The organism is Flammeovirgaceae bacterium SG7u.111, assembly GCA_034044135.1.
Taxonomy (GTDB): Bacteria; Bacteroidota; Bacteroidia; order Cytophagales; family Flammeovirgaceae.
On sequence record CP139021.1, the window covers coordinates 1,243,847 to 1,259,590 of the forward strand.

Here is a 15,744-nt window from a genome sequence, read left to right on the forward strand (position 1 = left end):
ATTAACATATTTGATACAAATGCAGAATAATTTAGTAGTAGAAAGACTGAAGTCCCAAATAGCTTTCATAGCTGAGGTTGATCAGATCAAGCATATAGTGCGTATGAATTATCTTAGCGATGGTTCTCGAAGAGAGAATGATGCAGAGCACTCGTGGCACCTTGCCTTAATGGCTGTTTTATTAGCCGAACATGCCAATGAACCCAATCTTGATGTGGGCAAGGCAGTAAAAATGGTGTTGATACACGACGTGGTAGAAATTGATGCTGGTGACACCTACGCATACGATGCGAAAGGGATGGAAGATCAGGCAGAGCGTGAGCAAAAAGCAGCAGACAGGATTTTTGCCATCTTACCAGAAGACCAAGCCAAAGAGTTCAGGGCTATTTGGGATGAGTTTGAAGAAAGAAAAACGCCCGAGGCAAAGTACGCAGCCGCACTAGACCGCTTACATCCCATGTTGCTTAACTTTCTTAGTGGTGGCAAATCGTGGATTGACAATGGCATTACCCAAGAGATGGCGAGGAACAGGAATAAGCATGCAGCCGAAGGTTCGGAAACTCTTTGGAATTTTGCCGAACACCTCATTAAAGAATCTGGCGAGAATGGGTATTTGAAATGATTTCGGTTAATCTTCCTAAATTTGGGAGTAACACAAATCACTTTTACCCTTAATTACGAACAAAAGGAGAATGACCGAATCGCCCGAACCAATGTGGAGGCTGGCCAGCTATCTGCGGAAATATACTGGGAATCTCATTTTTGCAATTTCCTCCAGTACAAGCTACAAAGTGCTGGACATGATGCCCCCGCTCATGGTTGGTTGGCTGGTCGATACGGTGGCTGGAAGTCCACAACCTTGGTCGGTAAAATTGGCTAATTCGGATGGGATTTGGGAAAATGTACTCGTGGTCTGCCTGCTAGTAGGCATTGTTTTTTTCTTTGAAAGCCTTACCGAATGGCTTCTGAAATCAAGTTACTTGCGCTTGGCGCAAAAGGTGCAGCACGACCTTCGCTTAGATGCCTACCATCAGTTACAAAACAGAGAAATTGCCTATTTTGAGCAAAACCGTACGGGCAATCTCATGACTATGCTCAACGACGATATCAACCAGTTAGAGCGATTCCTCAACGATAGCTTCAATCAAATTATCCAGCTTGTCGTCTTATTTATTTTCGCCTTCTTTGCCCTTTTCAGTATTTCTTGGGAATTGGCACTAATTGCCTTAGCGCCCATGCCATTTATTATTTGGGGCAGTTTTCATTTCCAAAAAATCATCTCTCCTCGCTACCAAAAAGTCCGCAATGCAGTGGGCGAACTTAGCAGTAGGTTGGAAAATAATATTTCGGGAATTTTGGTGGTAAAAAGTTTTGCTGCTGAAAGTTATGAATACGAGCGGGTAAAGGAGGCTTCCGAGGCTTACCAAAAAGCTAATTTTGAAGCAATCAAATACAATGCGCTGTACATGCCCCTCATCCGGATGTTGATAGCTGCCGGAATGGTTGCAGGTTTGGTGTTAGGAGCGTACCAAGTGCTAGATGAAAACAGTGGGGTTACGGTAGGTCAGCTCACACTTTTTGCCATGTTGCTCCAACGGATTTTATGGCCTATAACGCTTCTTGGGATGATTTTCAATGAATACGAGCGTGCAAAAGCAAGTGCGAGGCGAGTGTTTGGCCTGATGGATGCACCTAATGAGGTCACTGATCCGGTCGAACCAGCTGAGCTTGGTAAAGTGAGGGGGGAAATTGCACTCGAAAACATTTCATTTTCATACAATAGCCACAGCGAGGTATTAAAAAACATTGACTTGCGCTTAGCTCCAGGCGAAACGGTAGGGATAGCTGGGACAACAGGCTCGGGCAAAACTACCTTAGTCAAACTCTTACTTCGGCTCTACGATGTTTCCCAAGGAGTCATCAAGCTTGATGGGGTTGATATCAGACAAATTAGTCTGAAAGACTTGCGCAAAAATATAGCCTTGGTAAGCCAAGATGTGTATTTGTTTCATGGTACTATCCGAGAAAATATTGCCTATGGAATGGATGGGTGTAGCAAGAAAGATATAGAACTGGCTTCCCGCAAAGCCCAACTAGATGAATTTGTGGAGTCTCTTCCTGAGGGATATGATACCATAGTGGGGGAAAGGGGAATGAAGCTTTCGGGTGGTCAACGCCAACGGATCAGCATCGCCCGGGCTATCCTCAAGAATGCCTCAATCTTAATTTTGGATGAAGCCACCAGCGCTGTTGATACTGAAACAGAACGGGCTATCCAAGAAAACCTCAACCAGCTTGCCCAAGGGCGAACCGCACTTATAATAGCACACAGGCTTTCGACCATCCGCCATGCTGATAGTATATTGGTAATAAAAGACGGTCAAGTTTCCGAACGGGGTACGCATAATGAACTCCTTTCCCACAATGGCTTGTACCATGATCTTTGGAATGTGCAAACAGGGGAGATCGAAGAGGGGTTAAAAAAGTAAACCTGAGGTATTTGAAAAAACACCTCAGGTTTATTGTTTCTTATTCGATGGTGAGAAAAGAGGGTGGGGGAGTGAAGAAGTTGGAGTCTACTTCTACAAACTGGATATTTTTAAGGGTCGCTTCTCCCAATTGTTCAGTCAGGCCTTTGTCTTCTTTCCATCCCCAAAAAGACCAAGTTTGTGCGATTGGAACACCATCGATTTCTGTATAATCGGCATACGAAATAGCGTGAGGATCGGCTTCAGCTTCTTCCTTGGTTTTACCAGCGGTAACTATGTAAGCCGCCGTTTCAAGCAAATGAGTTTCTTTATTTGAATAGAGAACATACCAATCGTCTGGAGCATCGCCTGTGCCTGGGGCAAAGGTGAGTTTGTGAGTATCAAAAGTTTCCCCGTTGAGCGTGCTATTCTCATAAGGCGAAAGCTTTGTGCCCCCATCGCTCAGTTTGTGTGGCAAAAGGAAAAAGTACGACCAAGTATAAGCATCGAACCGAACTCCCTTGGTATTGGTGATGTCGGGAGAATAATACACTTGATCTTTCACATACATGATCTTGCTGCTGTCCCCATATTCTATGAGTCCTTTGCTCGAATTGGTCAGAAGGGTAATAGTTCCATTTAGGCGTTCTTTGCCTCCAAACTTTAGGGCAAGATCAAATCTGACAGCTTCTTTGTCCAAAAAGGCTGATTTCTGATGGGCACTTTCTGTTTTTTCAACAAAGCTTTGTTCTTTTTTAGGAGCTGAGCAAGCTGCCATTGTCATAATAAGCAGAAGAACTGCATTGATATTACGTTTCATTTTTTTCTGTTTTTTGCTGGTTCAAATATGAATGAGATACTATATCGGTATCTCATTCATAACATATCAACCTTGATCTTGTTTAGCGCAAAATTGCAGAAAACATAAGAGGGGTGAATAGGATAAAGTTTCCCGATGTTGGCACTTTGTTTTTTTGAAACTTAGAAGCTGTTTTGAAATGTATTTTCAAAATTCTTATGTGCTTCTTTTGACGCATAATTTCGGCTAGTCGCCCGCGTTAAAATCTCCGCAGATAGCTCCACTATCTTTGTCTATTTTGCCTTATTCTGCATCCAAAATAAGCGATAACAATTTTTAAATATAATTCCCAAACAGCTTCTTAGAGTATGCCAAATTTTATATAAACAGAAGATTTTAAAACGATCTTTTGGAATTCGATGTCGTTATCGAGTTTATCATCAGACCGATACCTTTGAGCACTACCACTGTATTGTACAATTTGTTCTTGCAGCATCATGTTCGCTTGATAATTGATGCCCCCACTAGTTTCCCTAATTATTTGTGGCTTTCCTAGGTTTTCGCCTATGGCTTCTAGCAAATATTCAGCCTTGTTTTTTGCCGCTTTTATCGCAAGTATTTTCACTTCTTTGTTGAGGCTATCCATTTTAGAATGGTGGACTTTTGCTATATAAGCGTCTTCTATTTTGAGTTCATCCAGCTTTTCGAAAACCTTACCTACAGTAACCGCATCACCCACTTTGAGCAAGTAATTATTAGAAGCGATTACATCTTTCTTTTTCCATTTGATTTTTACAAATTCTGCATTTGCATCAGAAAGAGAAAGATCTTCCAAGGGTACATTTATTTCTCCCAAAGCCTTTTTTAAATCATTTTCCTGTTTTTCAATAGTAATTTTAACTTTCCCTTCCTCTCGTTCTTTTAAGTTGATGGAGATATAAATTTGGTCGGGAACAACCTTTTGTTCGGCAGTCCCTGTAACTTCTATGTAAGGATTTATTTTGGTATTTTCTTCTGAAATTTGCCCAAAAAGAAGGGTTGGGAGCAAGACAAGGGCTAAGGCAAAAAGTGTTTTCATGAGATCAATGTTTGGTTTGTGTTCAAAGTAGTCAATTGGATACTATTATTCAACATCTACAAAAGAAAGAGCAGTGCCCAATGCCCAATGATAGAGGAAACTGTCAAGATAAATAACTCTCCAATCTAAATTTTATCTTTGTGAGAAGTTTTAAACAAAAAAGAATTGAGAATGAACTCAAAAGACCCTTTGCACGGAGTTACACTGGAAGATATGTTAGAGTTTTTGGTAACTATGTACGGCTGGGAAGAGCTGGGCGAAATTATAAATATCAGATGCTTCAATTTTGACCCTTCTATAAAGTCTAGCCTTAAGTTTTTGAGACGTACACCTTGGGCTAGGGCAAAAGTAGAAGAGCTATACCTAGAATCTTTTAACAAATAACATATAGCTCTTTTGATGTCATCGAATCACTTTTATCCACCCTCGGCACTCAACTCCAATGGGCGAGGTGAGTACATACAAGTACGTAGATTCGGTTAGGTCTTCTCCTCCAAAGTCATTCTGATAATTGTCGCTGGCAAAGACTTGGTCGCCCCAACGGGTATATACTTGAAGCGTCCAGCCCGCCTCTTGGCTAGGGATCTCAAAAGTATCGTTCAGCCCATCTCCATTGGGTGAGAAAGCATTGGGCGGGATTACATTTTCAATTAATACCTGTTGCTGAGAAGAGTAGGCACAGCCTTCCACCTCGGCTACCAACGTGATGGTGTAAGAACCAGTGTCGGGATAGTTATAAGTGAAGAAGTCCTCTTCGTTTTCAATCACCTCTCCATTGCCCATTAGCCAAGTGTATTTAACATCGTTAAGTGTGTTATTTATTAGTTCTACTGAGGGGATTTGTGCACATTTTCCAGACCGAGAATAAGAAAAGTCTACTTCTATGGGAGGGATAACCGTTATGATCAAGCTGGTGTCGTAAAAGCAGCCTTTTTCATTGTACACCCTGAGTTGGTATTCGGTAGTGCTTGTTGGGTTGGCAATGGGGTTCGGAATAGTTTGGTTGCTTAGCCCTGCTTGTGGAGTCCAAAAATAGGCAGCTCCGCCCGAAGCGTTTAGCTCTATGTTTTCACCATCGCATAGGGTAAGATCGGGAGAAATGGTGATGTTTTTATAAAAATGAGAGGAGGGAACGTCTGCTATTTCCACTTCTACTGTATCAGCTTCATAGCAAGAAGGGTTGCTTGCTTCTAAGATGATCTGGTACGTACCGGCCTTGTCATACACGATATCTCCGGGGCCTTCTCCTTCAAATACTCGTCCATCTCCTAGTTGCCATTTCCAATCGGTGGCTCCGGTGGTCAAGTTGCTTATTCTCAACTGCTGTAAGGTATCGCAAGTTTCCATAATGTCGGCTTGAAACCGTGCCTGCACCTCAGGATAGACGGTTACTTTGATAATGCTATCAGCTACACACCCAAATTCGTTGGTGATTTTTACGGTATATTCTGTAGTTTTATTTGGAGTAACCACTGGGTTGGGGCTTGTAGGGTCAGAAATGTTTGTGAGAGGAAGCCAATCGTAACTGATGCCACCTCCTGCTGTGAGCTGGACGCTTTCTCCTTCGCAAATAACCTTATCTTCTCCAGCAGAAAAGTTCTGGGGGCTTACCACAAACACATTTGCCGAAGCATTTACTTTTATACACGTGGCAGGATCGAATACGGTAAGTGTAACCGAAAAATTTCCCGGTTCATCAAATACCCAATCAAAAGCAGTGCTTGTGTTGGAAACCACTTCACCATTTATTTCCCAAGTATATTCTTTTCCGCCCTTGCTGGTGTTGGTAAAAGTAATGATGGCATCGGTACAGATATTTGGGTCTGAAGTTTCGAATGAAGCTTCAATAACGGATAAATCAAACTTAAAAGCGGCGTTGTTGCAGCGAGTGGAAAACCCATCAGTTGAGCGGTTTTCCGTTGCATAAGCTCCCGGAGTAGTTGGATAACCGCTGTCTTGGCAAGAGCAAACCGAGTGGTAGACTATTCCCCGTTTATCGAAGCGGCAAGTTCCACCATCTACATGTTCCCCGCCTTGGTTGGGTCCGCCCAAGTACGTGCCATAAAGCAATTCGGAGGCATCTGGTGAAAGTACCATGAGGTAAAAATCTGAGCCATCTGTTGTGCTTTGGAAGGCATTTTCAGTAAGCGGCATATTGTTGGTAGTTCCACCAATATAATTGCTGTTTTGCCCATTTGGGTCATTCACTGTGCCGCCCCAGCCAGTGATGTAAATGTTGGAACATTCACTCACCATAAAAGCTGTGGGGCAAATATTGGGGCTGCCCGAGCCTGAGCCTACAACGGTAGAAAAAATGGTGCTGTCGAGAAGGGGAGTGAGTTTATGGATAAACTGACCGCTGTTGTTGTTCGAATAAACTCCGGCAGTTACCAGATAATCACCTTGGGTTTGTCCAAAAAGACTCACATTTTCCTCAGCATCCAAATCGATAAAAAATACTTGGTCATAAGATTCAGTGCCAATAAATGTAGAAGTGATGAGCGAATCTCCTTCGGGAGTTAGGATACTGACGAATCCATCAGTTCCTATGCCATTTTTATCTTTTATAAAGGCATTTTCGGTGGTAGGGAAATTACTGCTTGCCGTTCCACCGGCTACTACTACCTGTCCATTTTCTTTGAGCTTGATAGAATAAGCAGCGTCTACAAAATCTCCACCCAAAAATGTGCTCCATTCCAATTTACTTACATCCCTGTTAAGCTTCACTACTACAGCGGCTTGACTTGTAGTGTTGGTGGTTTGAAATGCCCCTTCTGTTACAGGGAAATCTTCTGACTGTGTATTACTGGCAAAGTAGATATTTCCCTGCTTATCTGTGATCACATCTCCCCTAAACTCGTCCCCATAGTTGCGGGTCAAATTGCTTCGTGAAGCATCGTTTATGCCCTCATTGCTGCTGCCCCCCACGAAAGTACTGCCAAGTAATTTACTTCCACTGGCATCCAGCACAGCAACAAATAAGTCGCTTCCAAACCTATAACTAATCCCTCCGATTATACTTGTTCTACTTGATCCCCAGTTGAACAAACTGTCAAATGCATTGTCAGTTGTGGGGAAATCTACTGAACTAGTCGAGCCTAAAATGACTAACTCGTTGAACTCGTTCACTATCAGGCTTGAAGGGATTTCGGCTTCCACTCCACCTAGATAAGTAGCATAGTTTACAAAACTTCCCGTACTGTCAAATTGCTGTATAACGACATCTATCTCTCCGTTAAAATTCACATCGTAAGCTCCGGTAGAAACAGGGAAGTCTGTCCCAAACACAATTCCCCCATTATAAAGATTGCCAGCGGTATCGAAAGTAGCGGTGTTGCCCCAGTTGTCGGAAACTGAGCCCGAAAAGGTGGAAAACATTAAAACAGGGTCTATTACCAGCTCAAAGGCAGGGTCGTAGCCATTTGGGAATTCGAATTGAACCGTAGTTCCCTCTACCACAAACCGTGATGCGACTTCAACTTTTTTACCATTTATTTCTTGGTAGCTATATGGCTTTTGCTCAATGAGTGTATTAATAGAGGTTTGGATGTACAAATGTTCGTTGAAAAGCTTGATTTGCACCACTCCGTCATATTCCATTTGGATAGTGGAAGGGTCGGTACCAGCCCCTACTATAAACTCGTATTTCAAATCCAGCTCGTTTTGGTAAAACCTTAAGTCGATGGATGGATATAATTCTTCATAGGTTACTTCGGCAAAAGAGGGCACTTCCGAAGCCCATTTCCTCTGGTCTTTTCCCAAGAAATAATTCCTTTTTATATGCTGGGCTCCGCTAGTGCTGAAGCTCGTTGTTTGGTTCGCATTTTTAAAGCGAACATGAAAAGCATGGGCTTTTATTTTGTCTTCTCTTTCCTCTATGGGAGCTGATTTGTGTGCTACAGCATGGTCATGGTCGTCGTGCCCGCCATGGTGCATGTGGTTTACCGCCTCGGCATCGTAAAAAGCATAAGATAGGGAAGCTCCGTTGAGAAAAAGGTAACCTCCGGGAATATCTGCTCGGTAATGATGTGAGTCAGCCCATTGACCTTTGTTTTCTACAAAACTATAAGGGGTTTCTTGTGCAAAAAGGCTTGAAAAAGCCAAAAGTGAAATAAGTAAGAAGTATGTTTTTTTCATCTTTCCAATTAGAAAAGTTTTGTGTTGAGCTTGAGTTAGTACTCTTGTTGTTTTAATGAAAATACGATATTTGTACAACTAGTTGTTTAATTCAACTACTGGGTAAATTGTAATTAACCAAATTGGTAGTGGTTAGGTAGGGTTTTAAAAAAATATCCTCTGTTAGGATGACCCTCTAAAGTAGAAAAAAGTTAGAAACTTTGGGCAGCTAAAAAAAAGAAAGCCCACCTATGCGGGTGAGCTTATAATTATGCACATTAATGTTTCTTAACCGACTAACTTGGCATCAAGCTCAATGGTAGCTGTACCACCTTCATAAAGCCTTGAAATGGGGCATTTTACTTTTGCCGCTTCTGCAAGTTCAGTAAATTTTTCTTGAGATAACCCTTCGCATTCTACCGTGCAGGCTAATTTGATGTTGGTAATACAAGGACCTGTGTCGTCTTTTCCCAAGGTAACGGAAGCTATGGTTTCTATGCTTTTGGGGTTCAAGCCTTCTCCGCTAATAAGCGCTGAAAGGAACATAGAATAACATCCTGATTGTGCTGCGCCAACAAGTTCTTCAGGGTTGGTTCCATCGCCTTCTTCAAAGCGGGAAACAAAGGTGAATGGTCCGCTATAATTGCTGAAAGTCATTTTTCCACTGCCCTCTTTCAAGGTGCCATTCCAAACAGATTTTGCGGTTCTGGTACTCATAATTTTAATAGTTTAGGTTTAAGGAGCTATTCAACTAGCTTCAAAGAATTGGTTTTTATAAACATACTGTTTTTACCTTTCCCTCTCAACTTTTAACTACTCTTTTCATAACTTCTTTTTGTTTTACCGGTAATAGGGTACAAGATAGAAGTGCGTAGACTATTCACAGATCTCATCTATCCATTTTTGGTCTATTTTTCCAGCTTCACCTATATGGAAAACTGCGCCTATGGTACAGCCATTTTCACTTGTCGAATCGGCTAGGTATCGGAAGTCGAAGCCCATGGAAATAGGTTCGCCTAAAATGGTTTTTACAAAAGAAGTATCCACGTCCATTTCCATCAGCTCCACCACTTGTTTCAGGCTTTGGTAATCGCCGTTTTTTTGGTAGTGCTTGCCTAGCTTTTCCAGCTCGGTTTCTGGCTTGCAGCTCAAGAAAAATAGAAGCAAAAGAAAACGTACATGTTTCATATTCTTGAATCGATTTTGAACAAAAAAACTGTTGGGAATAATTTGTGCATTCCGCTATTTTAGCTCTAAAGAGAAGTGGAAAGTTTACTTAGAGCGAACAAAGCTGATTCCTTCTCCAATCCTGAATCTAGCCAAAATACCCCAATTGCCACTAGAATAGTTCATATTGTCGGTCAGCATAAAATTGGGACGCCAGTCTACACCTACGGTTAGTGGAAAATCGAAAGAATATTCGACACCAAAATCACCAGCAACGGCAAGGTCTACTCCGTCATAAAAATAAAGTTCAGGACCTACTCCAGGATAAAACTTAAGTCCTTTTGGTCCTTTGTTTAGGATAAACATCCAGTCGAAGTATACGCCAGCAGCGATGTCATTGTCAAGATAAAGCGCTGCATGTAGCCGAGGAGCTTTGAAAGGGATGGTCATGTCAATAGAAAAATTATTACTATGATTGCCTGGTGCCCAACCACCACCTCCAAGTCTGCCACCAATTTCCCAGTTGGATTGGGCATTGGACATTCCTGCAAAAAGGCATAGAGTGATTAAGGTAAAAAAATATTTTTTCATAAGTTTTGAGAGTTTAAGTGTTGAAAAAATGCACTTAAAAGTAAAGACAAATTTACTAATTCAATTGTTTGAACTAACTTTTTGTTTTTAGGTTTTACAAGTGTTTTTTAGATCATGTTTAAAAATTTTAAATAGGCATTTTTTTGATCCTATTAAGTATTATTTGGCAGTTTTGCCATAAAACCCAAGCTTCTTGGCTTTTGGTAGTTTTTTCATAGTCTTTGGACAGCCTCCGGAAGAAATTGAACGTGCCGAATGTCCTCTCGGTGACCCATCTCCACTTGATGGGCACAAAGCCCCTGGGGGTTGGGGGACAAGAGGATATCTCGACCTCTACGCCCCTTATGTTGTCCTCTACCCATCCGGTGAACTTCTTTTTATAGGCCTGGTCTGCCAGGATCTTTTCCATCCTGTGCAGGTAGCCCAAGAGGGGCTCCACCACCCGTTGCCCTATCGTGCCGTCATGCTCGTTGGCGCCAGTGGCGACCACTCCCCATACCAGCCCGAGCGTATCGGTGATGACGTGCCTTTTTCTCCCGTTCACCTTCTTGTTGCCGTCCAGCCCCGTGTCCTGCCCGATAAAAGGCGCGCACTTTACCGACTGGCTATCAATGGAAAGCATGCTCGGGGTCGCCTTCTTGCCCTTCCTCTTGCGCTCTAGTTGGTTGAGTGCCGCGTTCAGCCGAAAAAGCGTGTTGTCCCCCTGCCACTTGCGGAAATAATAGTATACCACATTCCAAGGAGGGCGTCCCTCGCCCGAGAGGCTGCGCCACTGCTGTCCGCTGCGCATGCAGTACAAGATCGAGTCCACCACGTCCCTGAGGTCATATTTGCGTTTCCTTTCCACGGGAAGATATTCTTTTATATATTGCCATTGCCGGGAGGTCAAGCGGGTATATCCTGTTTCCATAAACTTTGTTGTTTCGTCACTACAAAGTTTTAGCCTGCCCGGCTCTTTTCAAAATTTAAACATGCTCTTAGTAGCTTATTACATAGTTTACAATAGGCTGGTTTTGATCTGATAACAATTTTGTTGCTCAGTTTACTTAATAGATAGAAGATGATTTACGTGCTTACAGGTATCACTATATTGTTTGTTGCAATAGGTTTTATTTTGACCGAAAAAAATGCAAAAAATCTCCTTTCTGGTTATAATACGATGAGCAAGGAAGAAAAGGAACAGTTCAATCTGCTCTCCTATATTTCCTTTTTCAGAAACTTCCATTACTTTTTGGGGTTTACCAATTTGTTTTTTGGCTTGTTGTGTTACTACTTAGTTGGAGAAAAGGAGACTGGAATTTTTATAGGGGTTTACCCAGTTTTAGCTTATATATACTTCATTTGGAACAGTCGAAGTTTTACGAAAAAGAAAAATCACAGCAACGTCGGTATTGTTGTGCTGGTGGCTGCACTCGTTTTTGTAATTGGAGTTTTTGCTTGGGGAATGCAGGAAAACCAAATGTTTATAGAAGAAGCTTCCATCAAAATCGAAGGGAGCTACGGGGAAAAAATAACCTCTCCACAGATAGCCGCTATTACGCTTGGGGCATCGCTTCCCGTTCTTGCCCGCAAAACGAATGGCTTTGCTTTGGGAGGGATCAAAAAAGGCTACTTCAAAACAAAAGAGGGTGAACTAGTGAAGTTAGTGGTGAATTCGGAAGAGTGTCCAACTATTTTGATTGAGACCAAAGAAGGTAAAAAGATTTATTTTTCAGATGAAAAAACCGTCATTGAGCAACTTACCAAACAGCTTCAAGAAAAATATTCAGGAGTTCTTAATTGAAATAGGGTAGGAGGGCCAGGTTAAGAATTAGGAGGTAAGACAAACCAAAACTCACTTCCCTTGCCTTCCTCGCTTTCTACCCCTATAGTGCCTCCATGGCTTTCTATAATTTGTTTGCAAAGCAACAGGCCTAAACCTGTTCCTATTTCATCTTTTGTGCCCTTGGTGCTGAGGTGTTCCGCTCCAAATAACTTTTGTAAGTTGGCATTGCTAATACCAATTCCAGAGTCTTTGATGGAAACTTTTACCCCCTCTTCGGTAGTAGAGGTAAATACATGAATATTGTCTCCTTTTTGGCAAAATTTGATGGCGTTGGAAAGAAGGTTTCTCAGCACTATTTTAAGCATTTCCTCGTCGGCGAAAACTACATCTTTTCCATCTAGTGCAGCTTTCAAGGTGATTTCCTTGGACTTAACCAAAGGGGTAACTAATTGAACTGTTGAGTTGATGGATGACTGGATATGAAATTTTTTACGTTCAAGATCGGCTTTGGTAAGTTGGTTTTTTGCCCAGTTGAGTAAGTTTTCTAAAAAATCACTGATAGTATCTACTTGCAAACTCAGCTTGGAGGTCAGTTTGATCATTTCCTCTTCCGAGAGCAATTTGTTTTTGAAAAGGCTGATCAGTCCTTTGAGAGAATTTATAGGACTTCGTACATCGTGTGAGATCACCGAAAGCAGTCTGTTTTTGAGGATGTTTAGTTTTTCAAGCTCTTCCTTTTGGGCTTTTATTTGCCTAAAAGAAGCTGACAATTTGAGCATAGATTGGATTCTGGCCAGCAGTTCGATCGATTCTATGGGTTTGCGGATATAATCTACAGCACCTGCTTGTAGGGCTTGCTTTAGGTTTTGCGGGGTAATCATTACCCCAGTGCACATGATGACGGGCGTATTTTCAGTTGCTTCGTGCTTTTTGAGTTCCTGCATGGCCTCAAGGCCGTTCATTCTAGGCATTTCCCAGTCACTTATGATCAGGTCTGGGTTTTCTTTCAGCGCCACTTCCACCATCTCTTTTCCGTCAGATGCGGTTACAAAATTGTACTCATCCTCTGCGGTGCTCAGAATATGGATTATTATGTCCCGGTTTGCCTCTTCATCGTCGGCAAGCAATATAGTTGGTGCTTTTGATGTCCCCATATCTTTGTTGCTAGTGCTGTTTATATATCAAGTTTACATAAAAGCCTCCTGAATCCTCTTATCGTTTATCGAATAAACTACTCATTTAGTCTTTTTTCACCTTTTTTTGGGATACCATTCTACCTGTTTTTTTGCATTAATTCCCGAATTTCCATGGTGTTGATGCCAGAGCTCTGTTTCAATTTAGCACATTTAGGTACTTAAACCATTCCTGATGTTATAATTAAGGAAAATAAGTAAATTAGCAAGGTGGCTGTTTGAAGACTTGTCCATTAGGTTTCAATATAGCTTTTTTAGCGAAACGGGTCAACTTTAAACATGCCCTGATATAAAACTCACAATTACTTTTAAAACCTTATCTCTATGAAGACCTTTTTTTTGCTTGGCAGCTTACTTTTTGCCTTCCACCTAGTGTTAGCACAGGACGACCCCGATCCACTCCGCTTCTCATCCGAAATAGCTGTTTTCGATTCGCTCGACGCTGCCAACATGCCACCAAAAGGTTGCGTGCTGTTCATTGGGAGTTCTTCTATAAGGATGTGGAAAAGTGCTGAAAAGACCTTTAAAAAGTATCAGGTGATAAACCGTGGATTTGGTGGCTCGCAAGCCAGTGATGCTAATTTCTTTTACGATAGACTGGTAAAAATGTACAGCCCTTCCAAAATTTTATACTACGAAGGCGATAACGACTTGGCTGTAGGAAAATCACCCGAGCGAGTGCTGAAGGACTTTAAGGTTTTTGTGGGAAAAGTAGAAAAAGACCTTCCCTCTGCCATTATTTATTTTTTATCCATCAAGCCAAGTCCTTCACGTTGGGAACTAGCTGATGCCATGCAAACCACCAACAAAATGGTAATTGACTATTGCCAAGAAAAAGAAAACCTTGAGTTTGTCGATGTCTTTGAGCCTATGCTAGGAAAAGACGGTCGCCCCATCCCTAAACTCTTCACCTCGGATAGTTTGCACATGACCCCAAAGGGGTATAAGATCTGGAAAAAAGAAGTGAAGCCTTTTTTGGAGAGCCGATAAAAACTTTCGCATAAAAAAACAGCCAAGCAGTAAAGTTGCTTGGCTGTTTGCAAAAACTGGTTAAACTTGGCTTTAATACACCAATCTGAATTCCACCCTGCGGTTTTTCCGGCGTCCCTCAACCGTGCCGTTGTCTCCCACAGGATCTTGCTCGCCCATACCAAATGTTTTGATATTTTCGGTATTTACCCCTTTTCCACCCAAGTATTCTTTCACGACTTCAGCCCTGTTCAAAGACAAAAAGGTATTCACCCTTTCCGTGCCTTGGTCGCAGGTGTAGCCCCTAAGCTCTATCTGGTAATCTTCTGTTTCTTTTTCTTTCAGTATCTTGGCTACCTTGTCTAGGAAAGCTTTTGAGTCTTGGTCAAGGTCGTAGGTATTGAACTCGAACCCGACTGGCTGCGCTATCGTCTGCTTTTCCACTTCGGTGAAAACCTCTTTAGCAGCTTCTTCGGTTTCCTCTTCCACTTCTTCTTCCTTTTGCTCTGGCGCGGCAGGTTCTTCCACGGTTTCTGCCGCATCACCGGTTTCCTCTGCTACTACCTCCTCTTCGGGCTCTACTACATTTTGCACGGTCTTGCCAACAAAAGCAGGTTTTTCCTTCTTTTGCAACCTAAAGGAAATGGCCAACTCGAACACACCCTTTTGTGCACTTCCCAACTCCGTGCCTATCGTTTTGTCATAGCTGAGCGCCAAAGTGAAACGAGGCTGTTCGTAAGCCAAAGAGAACACTCCATAGTCGTTGGTGTTGTACCAAATGCCCAGCTCTATTTTCTTGGCATTTTCCCCGCTTTGGGAAAGCTCGTAGGCAAACCTAGAGCCCACGTTCAAGAAGCTGTTCCCTGCTTGGTAAACAAGCCTGGCAGTTGGTAGCACCGAAAAACTTGCCCCCCTGTACACCCTGTACCCTGCCGTCGACTTAATAGTCATGGGCAAGTTGTCTTTCAGGTCGCCCATCAGCGAGGTATTCGGTCCGTTCACATTGAAGATGGACGCGCCGATGAACGCTTTTTCCAAGCCCAAATCGTCCTTTACCTTGTAGAACAATCCTCCGCTGATCACGGGATATCCTACCGATTGGTTCAAAACGGCATCGGTCGAAATGGCGTTCGGGTCAAAAAAACCGTTGACAAACTGTTCGTCGGTGGTAAATTCCCCTCCAGTTTTCCGTTGGAAAAATCCTGCTTGGAGTCCCATAGCCAGTTCTGAGTTTTTGGTAGTCTTTAGGCTATATGACAGCCCCAGCATCCCTCCATTCGAAGAGAGGAATTCTGAGTTTTTATCGTTTAGAAAATTGATTGCCGTCACCAACCTGTTATGCCCAATATAGATCGGGTAATAGGCAGAGACCGAAGACGATGTGATGTTCTCGTCCAAGTCCAATTGTTGGTTTCGGTAATTGAGCATCACCCTCGTATCCTCTACCGCACCGATCTCACCTGGGTTGGTGAAAAAGGGCGTGTAGTGGTACAGGCTAAAATTTGGCTCTTGCGCCTGGGCTGGGAAAGCCAAGAGCATAAGGCCTGCAAAATAGCTCGGAAGAAACCGTATTATTAATTTATTTTTCATGGTAATCG

General features: G+C 42.5%; 14 protein-coding genes. 5 read left to right on the plus strand and 9 right to left on the minus strand.

The genetic code is table 11. The annotated features are described in order from the left end of the window. Positions 1-19 precede the first annotated feature (19 nt). Together R9C00_04865 and R9C00_04870 are read left to right on the plus strand one after the other, a co-directional pair. Positions 20-622 (plus strand): HD domain-containing protein, encoded by a 603-nt coding sequence (locus tag R9C00_04865; protein WPO36775.1) that lies wholly within the window; start codon positions 20-22, stop codon positions 620-622. A 70-nt stretch (positions 623-692) separates the two neighbouring features. Continuing rightward, the gene (locus R9C00_04870; protein WPO36776.1) at positions 693-2,489 is read left to right on the plus strand and encodes an ABC transporter ATP-binding protein; all 1,797 of its coding nucleotides are present in this window, start codon (positions 693-695) and stop codon (positions 2,487-2,489) included. Positions 2,490-2,529: 40 nt separating this feature from the next. Here R9C00_04870 and R9C00_04875 read toward each other — a convergent pair whose 3' ends face one another. Beyond that, entirely contained in the window at positions 2,530-3,288 is a 759-nt protein-coding gene (locus tag R9C00_04875; protein ID WPO36777.1) for a DUF6503 family protein, read from the minus strand. Positions 3,289-3,628: 340 nt separating this feature from the next. After that, a complete protein-coding gene (locus R9C00_04880; protein ID WPO36778.1) occupies positions 3,629-4,345 on the minus strand; it encodes an SIMPL domain-containing protein in 717 nt (238 codons plus the stop codon). A gap of 171 nt (positions 4,346-4,516) precedes the next feature. Between R9C00_04880 and R9C00_04885 the strand changes: the two genes are divergently transcribed. Next, positions 4,517-4,729, plus strand: coding sequence for a VF530 family protein (locus R9C00_04885; GenBank protein WPO36779.1), 213 nt, complete (start codon positions 4,517-4,519; stop codon positions 4,727-4,729). 18 nt (positions 4,730-4,747) lie between these two features. Here R9C00_04885 and R9C00_04890 read toward each other — a convergent pair whose 3' ends face one another. The 5 genes from R9C00_04890 to R9C00_04910 form a co-directional block, all read right to left on the minus strand. Next, positions 4,748-8,482 carry a gliding motility-associated C-terminal domain-containing protein gene (locus R9C00_04890; protein WPO36780.1) on the minus strand — a complete coding sequence of 1,245 codons (3,735 nt, stop codon included), beginning with the start codon at positions 8,480-8,482 and terminating at the stop codon, positions 4,748-4,750. 267 nt (positions 8,483-8,749) lie between these two features. Continuing rightward, entirely contained in the window at positions 8,750-9,178 is a 429-nt protein-coding gene (locus R9C00_04895; GenBank protein WPO36781.1) for an OsmC family peroxiredoxin, read from the minus strand. A 159-nt stretch (positions 9,179-9,337) separates the two neighbouring features. Beyond that, positions 9,338-9,649: a hypothetical protein gene (locus tag R9C00_04900; GenBank protein ID WPO36782.1), complete on the minus strand. Its 312-nt coding sequence runs from the start codon at positions 9,647-9,649 to the stop codon at positions 9,338-9,340. 84 nt (positions 9,650-9,733) lie between these two features. Then, positions 9,734-10,219, minus strand: coding sequence for a hypothetical protein (locus R9C00_04905; GenBank protein WPO36783.1), 486 nt, complete (start codon positions 10,217-10,219; stop codon positions 9,734-9,736). Between the two features lie 127 nt (positions 10,220-10,346). Continuing rightward, complete coding sequence (locus R9C00_04910; protein WPO36784.1) at positions 10,347-11,129, minus strand: IS5 family transposase; 783 nt, start codon at positions 11,127-11,129, stop codon at positions 10,347-10,349. Positions 11,130-11,279: 150 nt separating this feature from the next. Between R9C00_04910 and R9C00_04915 the strand changes: the two genes are divergently transcribed. Beyond that, complete coding sequence (locus tag R9C00_04915; GenBank protein WPO36785.1) at positions 11,280-12,002, plus strand: DUF3784 domain-containing protein; 723 nt, start codon at positions 11,280-11,282, stop codon at positions 12,000-12,002. A 20-nt stretch (positions 12,003-12,022) separates the two neighbouring features. Here the strand turns inward: R9C00_04915 and R9C00_04920 are convergent, their stop codons facing one another. Next, positions 12,023-13,138, minus strand: coding sequence for a hybrid sensor histidine kinase/response regulator (locus R9C00_04920; GenBank protein WPO36786.1), 1,116 nt, complete (start codon positions 13,136-13,138; stop codon positions 12,023-12,025). A 363-nt stretch (positions 13,139-13,501) separates the two neighbouring features. On the opposite strand from R9C00_04920, the gene R9C00_04925 reads away from it, so the two are divergent. Further along, positions 13,502-14,167, plus strand: a complete 666-nt coding sequence (locus R9C00_04925; GenBank protein ID WPO36787.1) for a GDSL-type esterase/lipase family protein — start codon at positions 13,502-13,504, stop codon at positions 14,165-14,167. A 72-nt stretch (positions 14,168-14,239) separates the two neighbouring features. Here the strand turns inward: R9C00_04925 and R9C00_04930 are convergent, their stop codons facing one another. After that, complete coding sequence (locus R9C00_04930) at positions 14,240-15,736, minus strand: PorP/SprF family type IX secretion system membrane protein (protein ID WPO36788.1); 1,497 nt, start codon at positions 15,734-15,736, stop codon at positions 14,240-14,242. Between the last annotated feature and the right edge of the window lie 8 nt (positions 15,737-15,744).

Excerpts from the sequence above, each read along its gene's own strand:
- R9C00_04865 (WPO36775.1), top strand. The coding sequence starts at position 20 with ATGCAGAATAATTTAGTAGTAGAAAGACTGAAGTCCCAAATAGCTTTC.
- R9C00_04870 (WPO36776.1), top strand. The coding sequence starts at position 693 with ATGACCGAATCGCCCGAACCAATGTGGAGGCTGGCCAGCTATCTGCGG.
- R9C00_04875 (WPO36777.1), bottom strand. The coding sequence starts at position 3,288 with ATGAAACGTAATATCAATGCAGTTCTTCTGCTTATTATGACAATGGCA.
- R9C00_04880 (WPO36778.1), bottom strand. The coding sequence starts at position 4,345 with ATGAAAACACTTTTTGCCTTAGCCCTTGTCTTGCTCCCAACCCTTCTT.
- R9C00_04885 (WPO36779.1), top strand. The coding sequence starts at position 4,517 with ATGAACTCAAAAGACCCTTTGCACGGAGTTACACTGGAAGATATGTTA.
- R9C00_04890 (WPO36780.1), bottom strand. The coding sequence starts at position 8,482 with ATGAAAAAAACATACTTCTTACTTATTTCACTTTTGGCTTTTTCAAGC.
- R9C00_04895 (WPO36781.1), bottom strand. The coding sequence starts at position 9,178 with ATGAGTACCAGAACCGCAAAATCTGTTTGGAATGGCACCTTGAAAGAG.
- R9C00_04900 (WPO36782.1), bottom strand. The coding sequence starts at position 9,649 with ATGAAACATGTACGTTTTCTTTTGCTTCTATTTTTCTTGAGCTGCAAG.
- R9C00_04905 (WPO36783.1), bottom strand. The coding sequence starts at position 10,219 with ATGAAAAAATATTTTTTTACCTTAATCACTCTATGCCTTTTTGCAGGA.
- R9C00_04910 (WPO36784.1), bottom strand. The coding sequence starts at position 11,129 with ATGGAAACAGGATATACCCGCTTGACCTCCCGGCAATGGCAATATATA.
- R9C00_04915 (WPO36785.1), top strand. The coding sequence starts at position 11,280 with ATGATTTACGTGCTTACAGGTATCACTATATTGTTTGTTGCAATAGGT.
- R9C00_04920 (WPO36786.1), bottom strand. The coding sequence starts at position 13,138 with ATGGGGACATCAAAAGCACCAACTATATTGCTTGCCGACGATGAAGAG.
- R9C00_04925 (WPO36787.1), top strand. The coding sequence starts at position 13,502 with ATGAAGACCTTTTTTTTGCTTGGCAGCTTACTTTTTGCCTTCCACCTA.
- R9C00_04930 (WPO36788.1), bottom strand. The coding sequence starts at position 15,736 with ATGAAAAATAAATTAATAATACGGTTTCTTCCGAGCTATTTTGCAGGC.